The sequence below is a fragment of the Vibrio sp. 970 genome (genome assembly GCF_033339075.1).
Map to the genome: position 1 here is coordinate 154,126 of NZ_JAWOTW010000002.1, position 20,793 is coordinate 174,918.

The following is a 20,793-nucleotide window of genomic DNA, read 5'->3' on the forward strand; positions in this document are numbered from 1 at the left end:
TTTCCTCGCTAACAGAGCATCAAGTTATTGAGGTTCATTATATTTAGGCTAATTAGTGATTGAAGAGCCACTTGGTCTTTACTAAAGTGAATAAAATTCATGAATAGAGTTCATTGGTTATATGGATAAGATACGGTCCCTACGATTTTTTATTGCCACTTTAGATGGCGGTAGTTTTGCTGCGGCTGCCAAAGTGTATGGCACTGACCCTTCGACCGTGAGTAAAGCCATACATCGTCTTGAAAGCGATTTGGGTATACAGCTTTTTCAACGTTCTACGCGACAGAGCCGCCTGACAGAAGCTGGTCGTAGGTACGCAAATACTGCTAGGTTTGTACTGGAGGAGCTGGCGGCATGTGAGGATTCATTAAAAAGTCACAATGATGCGCTTTCAGGGCAGCTTAAGATTAATGTGCCAGTCTCGTACGGTCGCCTCTATATTCGTCCTTTATTAAAAGAGTTTTGTCGCCGCTACCCTAACATCACTATCGATATTCATTACGATGACGCCTACGTTGATATTATTGAGCAAGGTATTGATGTGTCGATTCGCTCTGGTGTCGTTCACGATAGTCAATTGATTGTGCGTCAGCTGAGCCCTATCGATTTTATCATTTGTGCCAGTCAGGATTACTTAGCGCGCCATGGTGTTCCGAGTGGCCCGGATGTATTCAATGACCATTCTTGGGTTCGTTTTCGTTTTAAACAAACGGGGAAACTGTTGCCGATTCGGATGCCAGAACCAGACGGTGCGAGTGAATATGACCCCGAAAGAAACTACATTGTAAATGACGGTGAATCTATGGCAGAGCTTTGCGCAGAAGGTTTAGGATTGACTCAGATCCCTCATTTTATCGCGAGGGACTGGCTTAAAGCGGGGCGTTTAGTGCCGATATTTCCGAGCATGCGCCAAGCAGGAAATGGCGTGTATCTTCTCTATGCCAACCGGGAATATGTGCCTGCACGAGTTAGGGTGTTCATCGATTTTATCACTCAATCAATACAGGATATGGATGAAACGCCATTCCATACTTGGGCTGAAACGTTGCCGATTTATCGACCGAACCAAGGTGATTGAAAACTTCATGTGAGTCTTTGGTTAAAAACCCCTAAGCTATATGGTGCTTTTATTGGTTTTTGTTAGTTTATTGGGCGTTATTATCGAAAAGCGCAGTTTGCTCTTCGTCACTCATAAAGGAAAGACAATGCCAACTAAGATCTTAGTGCCTGCTTTGGCCCTACTTCTCAGCGCATGTGGCGGCGATGGGGAGTCGTCAGCCCCAGCAGAAAGCGGCTCACAAAACACAGGTTCCACATCGTCACAAGGCACATTTGCCGAGCAGATGCTTGCAGCGGTCAACAGCGCCCGCTCTACTACACAACAGTGTGGCGCAACCACCATGCCACCTGTTGGGGCCCTGACTTGGAGCTACGATTTGGAAAGCGCCGCTTATCGACATTCAAGCGACATGGCGAACAGCGATTTCATGAGCCACACAGGCTCTGATGGCAGCAAGATGTCAGATCGAGTTAACGCAACGGGCTATGCTTGGAGCGCCATTGGTGAGAATGTCGCCGTAGGGCAAAGCAGCATTAACGCCGTCGTTAATGCTTGGTTATCGAGTGAAGGTCACTGCCTTAATATCATGAGTGCGGATTTTGATCAGATGGGCGCGTCGCTTGTCGAAAATCACTCTGCACGCTACGGATATTACTGGACTCAGGTTTTTGCCAAACAGCGCTAATGCGATAAAGAAGCCTGATAGATAAAATAAAACGCCAGCAGTCACTATCTGCTGGCGTTTTATTATTTACATCTCTTTTAGCTTGTCAGGTTACGAAGTTTTGGGTCATCCGCCAGGTATTCAACAAATTCAATCTCAAAACCGGCAGGGTCAACAAAATACACATTTTTGCGGTATGGTTCATCAGCACCAGGTTGGGCAATCGGATAACCTGCATCGGTTAGTCTTTTGATGATTGCATCGACGTTGTTGGTCACATAAGCAAAATGCGCTAGCCCAACTTGGTGCCCGCTCAACTCGCGGTTTTCTCCTTCGCCATGGTCACTCATGGCTATGTATTGATACTCGTCGCCAAAATGTAGCCAGTTTCTTGGTTTGCCACTCCATTCGCCTTTACCTTCATCACGCACGTACCAATGTGGAAATGCAGTTTGGTAAAACTTCAGCATTTCAGGGATATCTTTCACGACTAAGTTAATATGTTCTAGTTGGATCATGAGGTGCTCCTTTTTGTCATTTTCTAGCCAACGATGAATATGCTAAAACCTCAAGTTAAGTTGAGGTAAAGGGCTTTTTTAAAATTTTTTAGGGTTGATATCTTTGGAGCTGGATACATTGAGAGATTCGGTGGGTTTGGTGCTTTGAATCTGAGAGCTGGGTTAGGGGCTTGCAACCTTGTTTCACCTTTTGTTTGTTCGTGTTCTTGCTAAGCATTTTCGATCGAGTTTGTGGTGAGTAGATTCCCAGTCTCACCTAGGTTCGCGGGAATGACGGAAAGAGAGTGCTAAACGAAGAGCGTCATTCTGAAAGAGCCTAAGCGAGTATTCAGAATCTACTTTCAGTGTGTTGTTATGTTGCGTTGTGAATTGAACTATCCGCGAGCACAGAACCAGTTCCTCCCTTTTGAGCTCTGTGTGTTGAGAGCTTCGGAGTTTGATACAAGGGGAGGTTAGGTGGGGTTGCTGGTTGAATGTTGGGTAAGGTGCTTGCAACCTTGTTTCACCTTTTGTTTGTTCGTGCTACTCATTTTCGATCGAGTTTACGGTGAGTAGATTCCGAGTCTCACCTAGGTTCGCGGGAATGACGGGAAGAGAACGCTAAACGGACAGCGTCATTCTGAAGGAGCCTAAGCGAGTATTCAGAATCTACTTTCAGTGTGTTGTTATGTTGCGTTGTGAATTGAATTATCCGCGAGCACAGAACCAGTCCCTCCCCTTTGAGCTCGTTGTGTTGAGAGCTTCGGAGTTTGATGCAAGGGGAGGTTAGGTGGGGTTGCTAGTTTGAGTTTGAATGTTGGGTAAGGTGCTTGCAACCTTGTTTCACCTTTTGTTTGTTCGTGCTACTCATTTTCGATCGAGTTTACGGTGAGTAGATTCCCAGTCTCACCTAGGTTCGCGGGAATGACGGGGAGAGAACGCTAAACGAACAGCGTCATTCTGAAGGAGCCTAAGCGAGTATTCAGAATCTATTCGCAGCGCGTTGTGATGCTGGTGGAGTGAACTGAATTATCCGTGATTGTAGAGCCATTCCCTCCAGTTTGAACTCGGAGCGCTGAGGGATTTGCTTACACCTCTCCCCAAACCAAAAAAGCCAGCAGTTAATACCTGCTGGCAAAGTCTTTGGGCTTCTAGGTTTTTTTGATTTTATTTCTTGTTACTCATCGCTGTCACGGTGCCTCGATTGGTTTTCCGGGGAAGAAAACACAGCACCGTGCGCTTTGTGCTCAAGAAATTGGAGATTAACCTTGCTTACGGATTAGGTAGTCAAATGCGCCTAAGCTTGCTTTTGCACCTTCACCCATCGCAATGATGATCTGTTTGTAAGGAACGGTTGTTGCGTCACCTGCTGCGAACACACCTTCTAGGCTAGTATCGCCACGGCTGCCGACTTCGATTTCGCCGCGCTCAGATAGCGCTACTTCTGAATCTTTTAGCCATTCTGTGTTCGGTACTAGACCGATTTGAACAAAGATACCTGACAATTCAATCTCTTTGATTTCGTCTGTGTTGCGGTCTTTGTACTTCAAGCTTGTTACGCGAGTACCGTCGCCCACTACTTCTGTTGTTTGCGCCATCGTGATGATGTCTACGTTTGGTAGTGAGTTCGCTTTGTCGATAAGCACTTGGTCTGCACGAAGTACGTCTGCGAATTCAAGAACCGTTACGTGTTCTACGATACCAGCAAGGTCGATAGCTGCTTCGATGCCTGAGTTACCACCACCGATAACTGCAGTTTTCTTGCCTTTGAACAGTGGACCGTCACAGTGTGGGCAGTACGCGACACCTTTGTTACGGTACTCTTGCTCACCCGGAACGTTCATTTCACGCCAGCGTGCACCAGGGCTTAGGATGACACTCTTACTCTTCAGCGTTGCACCGCTTTCAAGTTGGATGTGAATCAAGCCATCTTCAGTGTGTGCTGCGCCCATTAGCTTCTCAGCTTGTTGCTCAGTCACGACGTCTACGTCGTATTCTTTTAGGTGTTCTGCTAGGTCTGTTGCCAGTTTTGGACCTTCAGTGCGTTTTACCGAAATGAAGTTCTCGATTGCCATGGTGTCCATAACCTGACCACCAAAACGCTTAGCAACAACGCCAGTACGAATACCTTTACGAGCAGCGTATAGTGCAGCTGCGCTACCACCAGGACCACCGCCGACAACAAGTACATCGTATGGGTCTTTTTCGCTCAGTGCTTTCGCGGCTTTCTCGCTCGCGCCGTCATCCACTTTGTTTAGGATTTCAGTCAGAGACATACGGCCTTGACCGAATAGCTCACCGTTCACGAATACGCTTGGTACGGCCATGATGTCGCGTTGTTTCACTTCATCTTGAAACAAACCACCGTCGATCATGGTTGCTTTTACTTTCGGGTTGATCGCCGCCATCATGTTGAACGCTTGAACCACGTCCGGACAGTTTTGACACGAAAGTGAAATGAAGATTTCTACGTCTAGATCTTTGTCTAGTGCTGCGATTTGCTCAATCACTTCTGGTTCTAGTTTGATTGGGTGACCGCCAGAATGAAGCAGTGCCAATACTAGAGAGGTAAATTCGTGACCCATTGGCAAGCCTGCAAAGCGTAGTGCTGTGCCTTTTGCTGGGTTAGTTACCGCCATCACTGGTTTACGTGCGCTTGCGTTGTCGTCACGTTCAACGGTGATTAGGTCGCTCATCTCTGCGATTTGGTTCGCTAGAGACAAAATGTCATTCGATGCTTTGCTTTCATCTAGACTAACCACTAAACGAACTTCTTCTTTTACATTAGCCAGATATTGTTTGAGTTGTTGTTGGATCGCTTGGTCTAACATAGTTGTTACTACCCTAAAAATATTAAAAGTGGTTACTGTAGATAAAACCTGAGGGGGAGAGAGCAAATCAGGCAGAAGGTCGTCAAGGTATCTAACCTGAAGTGCTCTCTAATTCAGTTCTAATCAGAAAAAGGAAATCGGAACTGATTAGAACTTAAATTTCAGTGGCTTAGATTTTGCCAACTAGGTCTAGTGATGGAGCTAGTGTCTCTTCACCTTCTTTCCATTTAGCTGGGCAAACTTCGCCTGGATGTGCTGCTACGTATTGAGCTGCTTTCACTTTGCGTAGTAGGTCTTCTGCGTCACGACCGATACCTTCAGCAGTGATTTCCATTGCTTGGATAGTACCTTCTGGGTCGATTAGGAACGTTGCACGGTCTGCAAGACCTTGACCTTCACGCATCACACCGAAGTTGTTTGTGATGTTGCCTGTTTGGTCGCCAAGCATGTAGTACTGAATCTTACCGATTGTGTCTGAGCTGTCGTGCCATGCTTTGTGAGTGAAGTGTGTGTCAGTTGATACTGAGTAAACTTCTACGCCACGTTTTTGTAGCTCTTCGTAGTGGTCTGCTAGGTCGCCCAGTTCTGTTGGACATACAAACGTAAAGTCTGCTGGGTAGAAGAAGAATACTGCCCATTTACCTAGAACGTCTTGTTCTGTTACTTCAACGAATTCGCCGTTTTTGTACGCTGTAGCTGCAAATGGTTTGATTTGAGTATTAATCATAATTTACTTTCCTTTGAATGTTTTAAGCTGAGCTGTTGTTGCTTTCGGAAAGTATATTCTCATCGGAGTGTGTTTAAGGAAAATCGCTTGTAGCTATCCTATTGATAGCCATTTCCTATTTCACTTGATAGGGAAATCCGATGTAAGTGAGTTTGCTTTGATAGGTTTTATTGAAGATGAAGGCAGATTAGCAATAGAGAATACCGATGATGACCTTAAGTGGATCGTCTGGCTAAGATCGAAAGAGCCTGCATCTCGGCAGGCTCTTTCTAATAGGAAGTGGGGAAGCGGATGCTTCTATTTTGTTAGCTCAGATTGTCGAGCACTTTGCCACACAACTTCTTCAGCATGATCATTTCATCTAGCTCTAAGGTGATTTTACACATCATGGCGTTTGGCACTGACTTGGCTTGTTCTTTGAGGACACGACCTTGTTCTGTTAGGTTTAGTACGCGAACGCGTTCATCGGTTTCACTTCGGCCGCGTTCCACATAGCCTTTTGCTTCTAAGCGTTTAAGCAGAGGTGTGAGTGTGCCTGAGTCCAAATGCAGTTGTGACCCCAATTCTTTCACGCTGGCACCGTCTTTCTCCCACAGCACCATCATCACTAAGTACTGCGAGTAAGTCAGATCAAGCTCGTCCAGCAACGGGCGGTAAGCTCGGATCACTGCATTTGCTGCGCTGTAGAGCGGGAAGCAAACTTGGTTTTCGAGTAAGAGTTTATCGTTGTCGGTCATGGTATTGTCGGTGTAACACTGGCTCATTGGTGTTGCCTACCTGCTTACAGAGAAAGAGAGTTATAAAATAAATTGTGCACAATATAGTTGCAAACTATCTTCACTTCGATGTAAGATTGCAAGCAATTAAATTGTGCGCAACTTAAATTAAGAAGGACACTCGCATGACTACTCTATACAAAACTCAAGCTACCGCTTTGGCTGGTCGTAATGGTCAAGTAAAAACTGATGACGGTCTTCTCGATCTAGAGCTGTCATACCCGAAGGAAATGGGCGGCACAGGCGCAGCAACTAACCCAGAACAGCTGTTCGCAGCGGGCTATTCAGCGTGTTTTTCTAACGCGATTTTGCACGTAGCACGTGAAGGTAAAGTAAACCTGAAAAGCGCTCCTGTAACGGCAGAAGTGGGCATTGGTCCAAATGATAACGGTGGCTTTGCACTGACAGTGAGCCTAGCGGTAGAGCTAGACATGCCACAAGAACAAGCGCTAGAGCTAACGCGCATTGCACACCAAGTTTGCCCATACTCAAACGCAGTTCGTGGCAACATTGATGTGGCAGTAACGGTAAACGGCGAAGCGATTTAAGCGGGTCTTACCACGGAACAAAGACAAAAAAGCCTGCAAGTACGCAGGCTTTTTTTGATTGGTATGAAGTGAGAATACTTAACGCGACTCTAGTGGGTAAGAGCGGTAGCTCCACATGCCGTAAGTACGCAGTGCATCGCGGTAAATACCAAGCAATTCGCCATCGCTGGCTTTGGCTAAGTCTTTCAGTGGCTTGTCTGGGTAGCTCACAGTGTCGAAAGTGATGCCTTGTGGGCCAGTTTGCCAGCTTGCGATTTCAAACAAGGTTTGACCACGACGTACGTGGCTCGCTGAGCTGATGATGGTCGCGTGCTTGATGTTATGACGTGCCAATGCATAGCTACTGAATAGGGCGTTACCTACCGTGCTGGTGGCGTAGTTTTCTTCAATGATGCGATCTTTGCTGATGCCTTTTTCAATCAGCCAATCCGCCATTAACTTGCCTTCGGTTTTGTGGTTCTTCGGTACACCTCCCGTCAACACGATCAACGCGTCTGGGTTTGCTTTCGCCATGGCTAGCGTGTTTTCCAAACGCTCAACCAAGATTTGATGCATTGAACCATCCGGATTCAGCGCGTATCCCAGCGTGACGATTGCGCCTTTGTCATCCAATTTGCCTTTATCGGCTTTCTCTTTTAGCGGCGTGGCAAGTACGCGGTCTACGGTGTCGAAGATGCGTTGGATGTCTGCCGCTTTACCTGTATTGAGCTTCGTGAGCGTCGCCATGTGTTTCGCTGATTCCGCTTGGTTGCCCTCAAAGCGTTGCCATACCGCTAAGTAAGCGTGCAAATCCACATCGTCTGGTGCGACCGAAAGGGCTTGTTCGAACAGTTCAATCGCGCGGTCTGCATTCTTGTTGTAGATCTGCGCATTTGCCGCAGAAATCAGCAGGTCAGTGCGGTACGGCTCAAGTTTGTAGGCCTCTAGTAAGCGGTCGGTAACAATCTCCATGTTGCTCGGCATTTTGGCGGTAAAACCCGCATGCGAGATACGCGCAGGGGATTTGAATGCCTGTACCGCGTCGTTGAGAAGTTGGTCGACAACCTGACGTTTGGTGACGATCTGTGAGTAATCGGCGGAAGATTGGACGGCAGCATCGTTAGCCGCGATAGAGTATGGGGCAGCAGTCAGCGCAATCACGCTACCAAGAGCAATGGCAAGTAAGTTCTTCTTCATGGAATGTCCTAGAGGTGCTGTAGTACCTAGTTTTTATTGTGCCTAGCGTTGTAGGTCGAACGGGGTCGATAGAATTTTTTCAGTCTAGGTTCGCTTCATGAATAATCTGTGAAATGAATCCCAACTCAGCCGAGCGAATGAACGCGCGTGGTCAAAACGCGAAGTAGGATCACGAAAATATTGAGGTATTCGTTCGTGCTCTAAGTAATTGGATTAAAAGATAAACAGCGTTTGGAAGAACGAATTTAAGCAACCAGAGTAAGAAATGAAAAAGCCTGCAACGATGCAGGCTTTTGGTTTATTTGATGGCGGTGCAGAAGCTAACGTCTGCATGGTGCGTTTGTGGGTCGAAGCTGTGGTAAAGCTCAAAGCAAGGACGGTCGTCGTTCTCAATACCGGATTCAATCACTTTGCTCATGACATCATCCCACGCTTTTGAGTATTGGCTCGGGTCAGTAATGTGCTGGCGCATCACCGCGTATTGACCGCCGGGGAAGTCTTGCAGCTCAATGCCTTTCGGAACTTCGGTATCTTCTGGCACCATGAGACAGATGTCAGTACGACACTTCTCGTCTGGCGTGATTTCTGGGTTGTCGTGGTAGATGAAGATGCAGGTATTGCCTGCCAAACCTTTCATTCCTGCCCATTGATACAAGCGACCTGATGGCTCTTCATAGCCTTGGCCGTAAGGGCCGTTTACACGAATGTAAGCCAGTTTTGCTTTTTCAAAGTTTTGCGTTTCCATTGTCATGCTCCATTTGGTGAGTTCAGAGCCAGTATATGAATCGCTTGGTGATACTTCGTTTCCATTCTTGCGCAACGTGTGTCCAATCTTGCTGTTTCGTGCTAATTCAGAAAATTGCTGGTAGTTTTCGCAGTCACGAAAGGCTGTAGGTGTGACGCCATAATGTTGTTTGAAGGCTTTGGCTAAGCTCTGTGAGCTAGAAAATCCGTACTCTAGGGCAATGTTCAATACCGGTTGCTTGGATTTGAACAAGTCATCGGCGGCGGCTTCTAGACGTAAACGTCGAATGAAGTCGGCCAGTGTTTCGCCTTGCACGGCTTTGAAGGTGCGATGAAAGTGATAAGGGGAAAGGTTCGCCAGCGCGGCCACTTCTGGTAGGTTGAGCGGTTCATTAAAGTGTTGTTCTAAATAACGAATCACAGGAACCAGTCGTTGGTGGTAGTCGACGCGCATCGGGGGATTTCCTTGTTCTTTTCAGCTTGTATTCTCTGCTCAAAGCCTACCGCAATCCAACAAGCTTGCAAGGGAGCAGGGTGAGAAATGCGTGGCGAGATGCGCGTCAATCAGTCACACTCAACGAGCTGGTGTTTAAGCAAAAACGTTGCGCTTATTATCTTTACTAACCGCTAGGACAATCATGATCGCTTGGAAACAGTCTCTGCCAGAGTACGAATGGCTTATTCATCAAATTTGGTACTTGGAAGTGCCAGAGGGTGAAGTCATTGACCCCAAGCCGCACCTTATTCCAAACCCGCGTGCTCACTTACTCTTTACGCCATCAGAGCAAGACTACAGTTACGATACGGGAGACACAAAGCTTGCTGGCAAAGGCTGCCACTTATTAACGGCTAACGAACATTTGCTGCTGTTGGAAGATACGGCTCCCATCAAGCGTATTGGTATCACCTTTCGTCCAGAGGGTTTGTATGCCATTGAATCACGGTTTAGTGATGCATCCCAAGTTGCAGCAATTAACCAATGCGAATGGTTTGATTGGCTCAACGCGGCGTTTGATGAGCGCTTTCAACAGGGGTTATGGCTGCTAGAGTTGCAAGATTCACCGCAATGTTTGCTGAACTACATCAAACAACATCTAGATTCGTTAGATATCGAACCTTGTTGCACCAAACCGTTTTTGGCGTCACAAAAAGCGGTGTCCGTGATGGATGCTCAAGCGCTACGCTCACCTGAGTTAGCGATGGATATTGATGAGATAGCCAAACAGTGCGCCTGCTCTCGAAGAACGCTTGAGCGCAGTTTCAAACAAGTGGTGGGGTTGAGCGTTAAGCAGTATCAACAAATGGCACGTCTGGAGCAGATGATTTTGACCCTCTACAAGCAACAAGAGGCGATTGATTGGGCGAGCTTCTCCCAGCAATTTGGTTTCAGTGACCAATCGCATTTAATTCGTACCCTCAAACAGCAGCTAAGAAAAACGCCGAGCAAATACTTGAAAAAGCGCGACTTAACCATCGATATCTATGGCGACTTTGAGTCGTAATTCATTGCTAATCAGCCCGAAAGTTGTCGCAAAAATCCAATTTTTCTCTTATCCGCTGAGCTACTATTTTCAGCAGATAACGAGGTAACACATGTCATATCAAAAACTAAAACAAGGCGAAGCCATCCCATTTAACGAATCGTTGACTATCCAACTGATTCAAGGCTCTGATCTACAAGATATTATCGAGATGTTGAACGATGATAAGGTCAATCAGTATCTGTTCTTCGCACCTGCTGACAACAGCCTATATGAGGGTTTCTTTGGCCCTATTATTGAAAATACGGCACAAGCGATTAAAGACAGTGTTTGGCCAGATAGCCCAACGTTCGTGATTCGTGACCAACAAGGCCAGTACATGGGAATGTGTGCAGTGACCGCAGTGATGTTCTTAACTGGCAACTACGAAGTAGGTTATCAATTACCAACTTGTGCATGGGGTAAAGGCGTTGCGACTCGCGCTTGCCAAATGATGACCGACATTGGCTTTACTGAGCTAAACGCCCATTAAGTCAGTGCCGATTGCTACGCTTCTAATGCTGGTTCTTACAAGACGTTAGAGAAAAATGGTTTTACTCAAGAAGGCCGTCAGAAAGACTACTACAAACGAGAGCATGGCTTCGACGACAAGCTTTACTACGGCATGACAGCAGAACAATTCGCGTCTTTAAATCGCTAATAATTAGCTGACAGAAAAGTAGTCAACAACAAAGTAGGAACAAAAAAGGCCGTTAACCCACATGCTCGGGTTAACGGCCTTTTCTATATTCAGCGCTAAATGATTAAGACTTAGTTGCCTTGGTTTTGGCTTTGAAGCTTCTCTTTTGCTTCTTCAACCTTTGAGAAATCCAATCCCAACTCGTCTACGGCTTCTTTGATTAGCGCAGGGTTTTGCATCACTTGCGCCATCAGCATTTGTAGCTTCTCTTGTGGCAGACCTAGTTGGCTGATGGTTGCCATTGCTGCGAGCGGGTTTTGCGTCAGAGTCTGGAAGATTTCGTTGATCTGTTCATCGCTGATGTTGTTCTCTTTCAGCAAGGCGATAATTGGGTTCATCATATTTCCTTTCAATCAGTGTATGACTTGGTTGCCAGTATTTGTTCTAGCAGAATAATTGGGGCTCCCGCGCAATATTTCAATACCCTGTTAGCTCCATATAACCTGTCCCAGAATGAGAGCCCTCAATACGTACTGGGCCTTCCCAATAAAGCACAGAAAGCGGCATTTTCGCGTTCGGGTTGAGTGCAGAAACGGTAAGCTCGATTTGCTGCTTAGGAATCGACACCTGCCACTGGGTTGGATACTTTCGCCCTTGGATTTCTGTTTGATTGGTTGCCTCTAACTGAATGTCTTTCTGTGGGATAGCGATGCCAGAACCATCTTGCTGCATCAGCCTTGCACTGGAGTAACTGGATGATCCGGTTTTAGAATCACGCAATTGGAACACCACCAAGTTGGTGTCGTCACTCAACCTTAGGGCAAACCAGTCCCAGCCTTGTTGTGAGTCGAGTAAGAATTGCGAGCTCCACTCTCGGTCTATCCAACCTTTGCCCGACACTTGATGGGTTTCGCCGTCGATCGTGACCTCACCGGACACATCAATAAACGGTTGGCTGTAGTAATACGAAGCCACCTGACCATCGGCGCTTTTGGTGCTGTAACCTTGCTCGCCTTGCTTTTGATAAGGTGCGCTGCTGGTAAGCGTCAGCGAATAGCCAAACTGTTCGGAGTTCGCCTTCAATGTGGCAGGGAAGAGGTCGGTGGTTGAAGAGGTCCACTGCCAATCATCGAGATAAACTCGAAATGGTGAAGTGTCGACGCCAGCGAGGGATGTTTGATCGCGCGACCATTTTTCATCGGCGTAGTGTTTGTCCGCGGTCGTGACTGCGCTGTGCGCCATGTAGATTTGTTGAGCTTGCCATTCGGTTTTCTTTACGTCATCTTCGCCAGTTGGCGGCGCAGCAGCAAAGCGAAATTGTGTCCACTGGACGCCAAGTGGGTTGCCATCTTCATCAATTAAGTTAGCGGTTAAGTACCACCATTCATGACGAAAATTCGGGTGCGCTTGATGGTCTGCCGGGAAGGTGAGTTCATTCCCTTTTTCTACGGGGGTGAATAGGTTGCTCTCGCTTTGCGTATATCCACTGCCCAGCAACGTGCCCATATTTTGTTGTTGGGGATCTTCACAACCGAACAGGAATAAGCTGCTTATGAGTAGAGTAAGTTTGCTTGCCAATCGAACCATCACAACACCTCGCTTTGCAAACTGGATACGACAGGCTTACTGACCAATCGCCACAGCGGAATCAAGGTTGCGATCACTGCCACTAAGATGGTGATCGCCGCAATGCTGAGGGCGTCACTCCAATTCCACAGATAATTTAAGCTCCAACCAAAAGCGCGTAAGGTGACGATGTCTGTCAGCACGTAACCCACCATGGCTCCGAGGGGCAGGGCGATAACCAGAGTAAAACTGACCAAAGCGACGATCTGTCCGACCACCATGGTCATTAATTTACGACGACTAACGCCAAGTGCATACAGCCTTGCAATGGCGGCTTTGCGCGCGTCGAGCAACATAAAACAAGCACTGAACAGACCAATTACCGCGACCATCAAAGTTACGCCGTTGAGTGCGCGCGTAATGGCGAAGGCCTGCGAGAAAATATCCAACGCGATGGATTTGATTTGCGCCTGATCGTAGAGCTGATTTGGGTGCAGATTCAATTGCTCGCGCAGTTGCTCGTAGACGATTTGTGGGTCACCCGAGACTTTAATACCAAGGCTTGTTGGCAGGTCGGTAAAGCCACTCTCTTGCCATAATTTGGGTGCTAATAAGACTTCACCGTTGGGTGAGCCGTAATCGTGGAATACCGCACCCACAAGCAGGTTCTTATCTGGAACAGCATCAAGCGTGAGCTCGCTACCCAGTGATAAACCCAGTTTGACCGCAGTAGGTTCACTGATCGCGACTAACTTACCTTGATAAAAGCGTGACCAGAAGTTTTCCAAGTGCGATTTGAATACCATGGTTTGTTCTAAGGTGTCTTTGTCTTTGGTGCCAAGCAAAATCGGTAAGCCTTGCAGGTTATCGTCGACGTAGTATTGCTTGTAGACGGTCTCAACCTTATCGAACTGCCCTAATGCGCGCTCTACATCAGCGATTTCTCCTTGCGCAGGGCTGACGTAAATATCGGCGTGCAGCCTTTGTTCTAACCACTGTTTAAGGGTGGATTCAAAGCTGCCCACTAAGGTGTTCATCCCCATATTGGCAGTAACGGCGAGTAGCAGTGCCATCATGGCGAGAGAAAGCGGAGAAATCAGCTCGCGCAGCTCAGCAAACAGATACTGCATCAAACCGGAACTGGTGCGTTTTTCACACCAATTGGCTAATACGCTGATTGTTTTGGGTAGATACAAAGGAATCGACACCACAAGCACGCCGAGCCACGCCATGGTAAATCGGTGGTGCTCACTCAGCCATAAACCCGCAAGCGCAAGAATCGTTAACGCAGCACCTATCAAAAACAATTGGTTTTCGTTAGAGGCTTCAGGTGCTTGATAAAATCCGCCATGAGAGGAAAGCGGTTGGCGCACTCGCTGTTTAAAGTGCTGCCAACATGCCAATAGGGTGGCAGCTAACGTGAGCAGCAATGCTTGCGCCCACCATTGCCACTGCCAAGTGCCGGGCAGCAGTGTTGCGCCGTAAAGTTGTTCTAAAGTCAGTGCTACGGTCGGGTGCAGCCAATGGCTGAGCTGTATGCCCAACACAAAACCGAGGGAAGCGCCGATGGTAACGAGAAGAGTGAGCTCAACTAACAGCGCAGAGAACACAATGCTCGGCGCAACACCCGCTTGTTGAATTTGCACTAACAGCCGATTGCGTTTCAGCAAGCTGTACTTTACGCCGTTGTAAGCGATGAACAGCCCGACTAAAAACGCGAGTAAGCTCATTGCGGTGAGGTTGAGGTGAAAGCTGTCGGTCAGCGAACCAAGGTCTGTACTTTGGTTATTGGAAATCCATTGCCCTTGATCGCTAATCAGCTTCTGCCAATTTGCCTGCGTGTCTTTATCCCCTTTATCACCCGAATGGAAAACTGCAATGTAACTGAGCTGCCCTTGTTTATTGAGCAGTTGCTGGGCAAAGCCAATGTCCATCAACATTCGGCTACCTAACTGCCATTCGTCTGGTAGCACCACCACTTGGGTTGGAATGTCATCCAGAGTTAGGGTTTCTACTTCCCCTAAGTTTTGATGTTGAGATTGGCTCATCATCACGATCGGCTTACCGGCCAAAAGCTCAGGTAAAGGTAAAGCACTGTCGAACAAAGACACGTTTTGTTGGTTTTCTGACGAATAGCGCGAACGTGAGGAAATTGCGGCAATCAACTCACTACCTTGCACTGACCAGCGACGCCCTTGTTCGTCTCTCACTCGCCCTTCGATTACAGGTAGTGCTGCACTGAGCCCGTTTTGTCTAAGGGTGAAATAAAGAGACTCGGGCAGATAGTTTTGCCCTGCTGGTGGAATAATTAAGTTCTGAGCTTGTGCGCTAAGCTGCTCGGTAGATTCCGCATAACTTCGTTTGGCATTGAGGTTGATGGCTTGCACCGCAACGAATAAGGTCACAGCCAACACGATACCGATCAGAATCGCGGCGGCTTGCAGTGGCGCCTGCCGATAGTGCGCTGCAAACAGATTCAGGGCGAGTCGAGTATGAGTGAATCTGTTGTTTGATGGCTTAGTTTGCTTCATGGTGAAGCTCATGTTTGTTTACTTGATGGCTGTTCTGTAGCTGACTGTTATCCAATCGCAGCCGTGCTTTCATAAATTCAGCGCATTCATGGCTGTGGGTCACCAAGAGCACGGCGGTATTGCCTTGGGTGGTGATTTCACTGAGTAGTTTCATCACTTCCAAGCCTGCTTTTTGGTCGAGGTTACCTGTGGGTTCATCGGCGAGTAGAAGCTTAGGTTTGTGTGCCAATGCGCGCGCAATCGCGACTCGTTGTTGTTGACCTCCGGAAAGGGCAGAAACATGCCTGTCGAGAAGTTGGCTGATACCTAGAGTCTCGACCAAATAATCGCACCAGTCGTTCCATTTCTGTTGATTCAAATGCAGAGGGAAGGCGATGTTTTGCTGCACGTTGAGCGGCGTTAATAGATTGAATTGCTGGAAGATAACACCGAGTTTTTGATGTCGAAATCGGCTCCATTGTGGGTCTTTCCAAGCCGCCGTGTTATCGCCATCTAACCACAACTCACCATCGGAAAGCGGCTCAAAGCCAGCGATGACATTGAGCAAAGTACTTTTGCCGCTGCCACTTGCGCCCGTCAGCGCAACACTCGCTCCTGTGTTCAACGTGAAGTCGACGCCTTCCAACACGCGATGTGTCTCTTTGCCATCGACAAAGCTTTTGCTGGCGTGTTTGAGTGTGACAAGTGGGCTTTCCATTTCCTCTCCCTGTATTCAAAAGGTGTCGTTTCTTTTGGCAATGCTTATTGCTGTTCGTTCTTTAGAAACTTTAGACAACAATCAGATAAAAACAGCGATTTACATCGATTTCTTAATAACTTGTACTGAAAAGAAGAGGGAAGAGATTAAATGAGGAGGGATATGACAGGCATTAAAAAAGCCCGAGTCAAACTCGAGCTTTCAAATACATTCAGCGTGGTCAGCTTACACGTAGTACGCTTCAACTTCGCCTTTAAGTTTGATTAGCATTGGGTTACCGAAACGGTCTTTTGCTTTAGGAGAAGCAATTTTTACCCAACCTTCGCTGATGCAGTATTCTTCTACGTCAGTACGCTCTTGGCCGTTGATACGAATACCGATTTGGTGCTCGAAGCATTCTTTGATGAAGAATGGGCTACGTGGGTTACCCGCTAGGCGATCTGGTAGAGCTGGTTTAGCTGTGTCTGTCATTTTGTGTGACCTAAATTCCGTAAAAAGTGCGCTATTGTAGTCAGTGCACTGTGTGTGTTCAAGATATGTTGAGAGTCGATGCGTTGTTTAACTTTCAAGTAACTCCTACAACCCCTTTAAATACTGCGCGTTGGCTGTTGGTTGAATCATGGCATTCAGCGTTTGGACGGTTTGTTCGCTGTGTTCTTCAAGTAGAGCTAAGAACGCGTCAATCAACTCAGGTTTGCTTGCTGAGACTTTCGTTTCGGTCTGGATATCACGCAGATCGATCAACACATCGGTAAACAATTGCGGCAGATCGTGCAGCACTTGCAGGTTTAAGATGTTGTGCTCGCTGTAGATTGAATTGTGGCTGCCTTTTTGTTTTTGCACCAAGTAAGGATTGTCTTTTAAGTTGATGATAGACGTGCGTTTGTCACAGCGTTTCAAACAACTTTTGTTGACCTTCACCTTACGGCATCCTTCGGTTTGTTGAAACAAACATTGGCGGCTCGTGAGTAGAGTGTTCGGGTGATAAATGCTGTAGAAGCTGCGCATGTTTTTCGGACGCTTTATGTGACGCACCTGCTTCATATTCAGCTCGTTAGAAACAAACGCGCCACTTGCCGCGAACTCGTCTTGAAGGCATTTAAACGCGTATGAGTTCACCGTGTTCAGTTGTGGGCCTGCCACCCAGCCTAAGCCGAGCTCTTTTGCGATCATGCCGACACCTGAGTTGTTGGTGATCAACAACTCAGGTTGGATGGTTTCCAAAAATACGCGCGCGGCGTGGTAGTCTTCGCCAATCAAAATGGCTGGGAACCAAGGTTTGAGCATTGGGTTGGCTTGGAACAATTCAATCATCGCGCTCAGTTCACCAGACAATCCCATTGGCAATTGATAGTAAACATCAACGTCGTGGTATTCGCACAGCATGGCTTCTTGTGCTGACGAGATCAGAACCGATAATTTTGGCGCACCTTGGCGAGGTTCTGGTTGAGGTAACGTTGGCAGAGTTGGCACATCAATCGACCCTTTCAAGCTGCTGCCGGATACTTGTGTTGAAGTGACATCGAACGACTTAGTTTGCTCTGCCACTTTCTCAATGATCGCGGTTTTGTCATCGTAGAGTTTCTTTTTCACCGCTTGTACATCATCAGCAGACTGGCATTGGTAAACCTTCGAAAAATGCTTTACAGCGTGGTCGCGCGGGTTGTCGATGTACATCGCCTTGCCGAAATCACCTTGCAAAAATGCGTTGGAAAAATCACGGTTGAACACCGTGTACAACTCGGTTGTGTCTTCAGAGAGTTCCAAACCTTCGCACAAGCGATCGATTTGCTGGCGCCAATTGTCGACCACGGTATAGACGTAGTGGGATTTCTTAATGCGGCCTTCCACTTTCAACGAATACACACCCGCATCAGCAAGCGCTTCTAAATCGCTAAATGCGGAGTTGTCTTTCATATTGAGTGGGTAGTTGTTGCCTGTTTTGGTCGTTTCGTACTGTTCGCGACAAGGTTGGCTACAGCGTCCACGGTTACCTGATGCGCCATTGCGAGCTGAACTGATGTAGCAAATTCCGGAGAATCCGATGCAGTATGAGCCGTGGACAAACACTTCCATCATTACGTTGTGCTCGCGACCAAATTGCGCCAGATGTTTTATTTCATCGATGTTAAGTTCGCGAGATAAGTTTACTCGGCTTGCGGTGAGCTGGTTGAGAAAGAGGATTTGGCCTTCGTTATGCGTGTTCAGTTGCGTTGAAGCGTGCACATCCAAATCGGGAAAGTAATGTTTGAGAATGTAGGCCAGACCGAGATCTTGTACGATCACGCCATCGATTTTGGTGGTGTTCAGTTGGCTGAGTAAGCGAACAATCGCTGGAATTTCACTTTCTAAAATCAGCACATTCAACGTTAGGAAAATCTTACAGCTGTGCTGATGGGCCAACGTTAACACGCCATTTAAGTTATCTAAGGTGAGGTTGGTCGCTCGGTTACGAGCATTGAAGCGGTCGAGCCCACAGTAAATTGCATCGGCGCCAGCGGCAATGGCGGCTTTGATGGAATCTAAATCACCACCGGGTGCTAATAACTCAAATTGATCGCGTGTCACTACTTTTCTCTTTCTTACTAAAATAGGCTGCAAATGTTACGTATTTCACGCTTTTGATGCTCAGCTAGTTAACGCTTTATTAATCTGAATCAATTAATCCGTGTTACACGGTCGACTCTTGAGTGGGTAGAGTGCAATTCGCGAGAGCGGAATTTGACTTCTATAGTTTTCCTACACTTGGTTTTTCTATATTTAGTTTTCGACTCAGAGAGAGGAAGGGACGACAAATGAAAAAAGTAATCATCGGGTTGGTAGTGGCGTTGACGTCATTGAGTGCGTTGGCTGGTGAGGGCGTGGTAACCGTTGCGAGCACGCATTCAGCAAAAGATACGGCGGATAAATTTGTCGCTATCGCGCAAGAAAAAGGGTTGAACGTCTTTGCGCGCATTAACCACCAAGAGAATGCCACGAAAGTCGATATGACGTTGCGACCAACTGAAGTTATCGTGTTTGGAAACCCTAAAGTGGGCACACCACTGATGATCTGTGCGCAGGAAGTGGCGCTCGATTTACCCCAAAAAGTGTTGGTGTATGAAGATGCTGAAGGCAAAACGTGGTTAGCTTACAACGATCCGATGTATTTAAAACAGCGCCATCATATTGAAGGCTGCGACGAGGTATTGAACAAAATCAGCGGCGTGCTGGGCAATTTAACCAACGCGGCGGCGAAGTAGGGCTGGTTATTGGCTTCGCTTTTTTTACTCCGAAAACGAAAAAGCCAACCTCACAAGGAGGTTGGCAAATCTTACCTATATTGGGGGAGGTAAGATCAGGAGGTGGCGAGTACGCTGTGCACTTCTGACTTAATTGAGTCAGACTGCGTACCGAAAATCGCTTGTAAACTGTCGCCAATCACTAATACATCTCGCGCGCCAAGTGCTTTTAGCTTAGCAACATCAACGTTAGCAATGTCTTTCACCGATACGCGCAGACGAGTGATACACGCATCGACTGACTTGATATTGGCTTTTCCGCCCAATGCCGCCACTACATCTACCGCAATTTCATCAGGTTGTCCGGCAATCGTCACTTCTGCAATGTCGGTTTCACGGCCCGGCGTTTTCAGATCCAACTTCACAATTAGGAAGCGGAACAAGCCGTAGTACAGCGTCGCCCAGATTGGACCGATGATGATGAACATCCACGCGTTGGTCGACATTGGGTAGTAAAGGAAGAACTGGATCGCGCCGTGCGCAAAGTCCGTACTGTGTTTGATTTCCAAAAACGCGGTGATCGCAAACGCAATACCGGTGAGGAAAATATGGATCACGTACAGCACTGGCGCGACGAATAAGAAGGTAAATTCGATTGGCTCTGTGATACCAGTCAACCAAGAGGTCAACGCCGCAGACATCATCAAACCGCCGACGATTTTCTTACGCTCAGGAGACGCGCAGTGGTAAATCGCCAATGCCGCTGCTGGTAGCGCCCACATGGAGTACATAAAGCCACCAGACAGATAACCCGCGGTTTTATCGCCCGCGAAGAAGCGAGTGAGCTCACCGGTAAACTCTTTGCCGGTTTCTGGGTCTACATAGCTGCCGACTTCAAAGAAGAACGGCGCATTCCAGATGTGGTGCAAACCAACCGGGAGTAATGAACGTTCGCCCGCGCCGTAAACCGCCCACGCGAGTACTGGGTTTTGGTACGCTGCCCAATGAGAAAATGCATCAAGAAGTTGTCCGACAGGTGGCCATGCAAACGCGAGAATCGCACCAACGACGATCGCCGATAAACCGGTGACAATGGGCACAAATCGCTTACCCGCGAAGAAGCCCAAATATTCCGGCAGTTTGATGTTGTAGAAGCGGTTGTACATGATTGCTGCGACCGCACCGATAAAGATGCCGCCAAACACCCCGGTTTGCAACGTCTCAACGCCCATGATGGTGGCGTCAGTTTCTAAGCCGCGCAAGCCAGTCACGATACCGAGCGATGCGTTCATAATAATTAGGCCAACTAAGCCAGCGAGCGCCGCGGCACCGTCATTGCCTTTTGATAACCCGAGCGCCACACCGACCGCAAACATCAACTGCATGTTGCCGAACACGCCTTCACCGGCGGCGAGCATCACTTTGTTGACCGCGTCTGGAATAAACGCAAACCCCGCATTACCAATCCCCAGCATCAAGCCGGCCACCGGTAACACCGCCACAGGCAGCATCAACGACCGCCCTATTTTTTGTAGTTGTCCAAATATACTTGCAAACATGGTTTCCTCCTGACGAATGTCAGTGTTGTAGGACCT

18 protein-coding genes and 1 pseudogene are annotated in these 20,793 nt (G+C 47.6%); 6 read left to right on the forward strand and 13 right to left on the reverse strand.

The window, feature by feature from the left end:
- The first annotated feature begins 121 nt into the window (after positions 1–121).
- Both R7Q11_RS03285 and R7Q11_RS03290 read left to right on the forward strand, forming a co-directional pair.
- The gene (locus R7Q11_RS03285; RefSeq protein ID WP_017634524.1) at positions 122–1,078 is read left to right on the forward strand and encodes a LysR family transcriptional regulator; all 957 of its coding nucleotides are present in this window, start codon (positions 122–124) and stop codon (positions 1,076–1,078) included.
- 127 nt (positions 1,079–1,205) lie between these two features.
- On the forward strand, positions 1,206–1,745 hold the full coding sequence (locus tag R7Q11_RS03290; RefSeq protein WP_017820077.1) for a CAP domain-containing protein: 540 nt from the start codon (positions 1,206–1,208) through the stop codon (positions 1,743–1,745).
- Between the two features lie 77 nt (positions 1,746–1,822).
- On the opposite strand, the gene R7Q11_RS03295 is transcribed toward R7Q11_RS03290, so the two are convergent.
- From R7Q11_RS03295 to R7Q11_RS03310, 4 genes are all read right to left on the reverse strand, one after another.
- The gene (locus R7Q11_RS03295; RefSeq protein WP_005374615.1) at positions 1,823–2,242 is read right to left on the reverse strand and encodes a VOC family protein; all 420 of its coding nucleotides are present in this window, start codon (positions 2,240–2,242) and stop codon (positions 1,823–1,825) included.
- Between the two features lie 1,241 nt (positions 2,243–3,483).
- Positions 3,484–5,052, reverse strand: a complete 1,569-nt coding sequence (ahpF, locus tag R7Q11_RS03300; RefSeq protein ID WP_005374617.1) for an alkyl hydroperoxide reductase subunit F — start codon at positions 5,050–5,052, stop codon at positions 3,484–3,486.
- A 169-nt stretch (positions 5,053–5,221) separates the two neighbouring features.
- Entirely contained in the window at positions 5,222–5,779 is a 558-nt protein-coding gene (gene ahpC / locus R7Q11_RS03305) for an alkyl hydroperoxide reductase subunit C (RefSeq protein WP_005374632.1), read from the reverse strand.
- Positions 5,780–6,084: 305 nt separating this feature from the next.
- A complete protein-coding gene (locus tag R7Q11_RS03310; protein ID WP_225466176.1) occupies positions 6,085–6,543 on the reverse strand; it encodes a MarR family winged helix-turn-helix transcriptional regulator in 459 nt (152 codons plus the stop codon).
- Between the two features lie 137 nt (positions 6,544–6,680).
- On the opposite strand from R7Q11_RS03310, the gene R7Q11_RS03315 reads away from it, so the two are divergent.
- Positions 6,681–7,103, forward strand: a complete 423-nt coding sequence (locus tag R7Q11_RS03315) for an organic hydroperoxide resistance protein (protein ID WP_005374640.1) — start codon at positions 6,681–6,683, stop codon at positions 7,101–7,103.
- Positions 7,104–7,181: 78 nt separating this feature from the next.
- On the opposite strand, the gene R7Q11_RS03320 is transcribed toward R7Q11_RS03315, so the two are convergent.
- Entirely contained in the window at positions 7,182–8,279 is a 1,098-nt protein-coding gene (locus tag R7Q11_RS03320; RefSeq protein ID WP_104976375.1) for a YdcF family protein, read from the reverse strand.
- Positions 8,280–8,577: 298 nt separating this feature from the next.
- Entirely contained in the window at positions 8,578–9,477 is a 900-nt protein-coding gene (locus R7Q11_RS03325; RefSeq protein WP_213880237.1) for a GyrI-like domain-containing protein, read from the reverse strand.
- 184 nt (positions 9,478–9,661) lie between these two features.
- Between R7Q11_RS03325 and R7Q11_RS03330 the strand changes: the two genes are divergently transcribed.
- Both R7Q11_RS03330 and R7Q11_RS03335 read left to right on the forward strand, forming a co-directional pair.
- Positions 9,662–10,525 carry a helix-turn-helix domain-containing protein gene (locus R7Q11_RS03330; protein ID WP_064376333.1) on the forward strand — a complete coding sequence of 288 codons (864 nt, stop codon included), beginning with the start codon at positions 9,662–9,664 and terminating at the stop codon, positions 10,523–10,525.
- 91 nt (positions 10,526–10,616) lie between these two features.
- A pseudogene (locus tag R7Q11_RS03335) lies at positions 10,617–11,204 on the forward strand (GNAT family N-acetyltransferase).
- Between the two features lie 110 nt (positions 11,205–11,314).
- On the opposite strand, the gene R7Q11_RS03340 reads toward R7Q11_RS03335, so the two are convergent.
- The 6 genes from R7Q11_RS03340 to R7Q11_RS03365 form a co-directional block, all read right to left on the reverse strand.
- Positions 11,315–11,581, reverse strand: a complete 267-nt coding sequence (locus R7Q11_RS03340) for a DUF2999 family protein (RefSeq protein ID WP_038135740.1) — start codon at positions 11,579–11,581, stop codon at positions 11,315–11,317.
- A gap of 79 nt (positions 11,582–11,660) precedes the next feature.
- Positions 11,661–12,770: a lipocalin-like domain-containing protein gene (locus R7Q11_RS03345; protein WP_213869410.1), complete on the reverse strand. Its 1,110-nt coding sequence runs from the start codon at positions 12,768–12,770 to the stop codon at positions 11,661–11,663.
- A complete protein-coding gene (locus R7Q11_RS03350) occupies positions 12,770–15,280 on the reverse strand; it encodes an ABC transporter permease (protein ID WP_225466238.1) in 2,511 nt (836 codons plus the stop codon). The genes R7Q11_RS03345 and R7Q11_RS03350 overlap by 1 nt, the downstream gene beginning before the upstream one ends.
- Entirely contained in the window at positions 15,267–15,977 is a 711-nt protein-coding gene (locus R7Q11_RS03355) for an ABC transporter ATP-binding protein (protein WP_017820083.1), read from the reverse strand. The genes R7Q11_RS03350 and R7Q11_RS03355 overlap by 14 nt, the downstream gene beginning before the upstream one ends.
- Before the next feature lie 225 nt (positions 15,978–16,202).
- A complete protein-coding gene (locus R7Q11_RS03360) occupies positions 16,203–16,448 on the reverse strand; it encodes a DUF3297 family protein (RefSeq protein ID WP_005374689.1) in 246 nt (81 codons plus the stop codon).
- 105 nt (positions 16,449–16,553) lie between these two features.
- Positions 16,554–18,545, reverse strand: a complete 1,992-nt coding sequence (locus R7Q11_RS03365) for a U32 family peptidase (RefSeq protein WP_225466177.1) — start codon at positions 18,543–18,545, stop codon at positions 16,554–16,556.
- Positions 18,546–18,772: 227 nt separating this feature from the next.
- Between R7Q11_RS03365 and R7Q11_RS03370 the strand changes: the two genes are divergently transcribed.
- On the forward strand, positions 18,773–19,219 hold the full coding sequence (locus R7Q11_RS03370; RefSeq protein ID WP_005383492.1) for a DUF302 domain-containing protein: 447 nt from the start codon (positions 18,773–18,775) through the stop codon (positions 19,217–19,219).
- 95 nt (positions 19,220–19,314) lie between these two features.
- On the opposite strand, the gene ptsG is transcribed toward R7Q11_RS03370, so the two are convergent.
- On the reverse strand, positions 19,315–20,757 hold the full coding sequence (gene ptsG, locus R7Q11_RS03375) for a glucose-specific PTS transporter subunit IIBC (protein WP_079766922.1): 1,443 nt from the start codon (positions 20,755–20,757) through the stop codon (positions 19,315–19,317).
- Positions 20,758–20,793 lie beyond the last annotated feature (36 nt).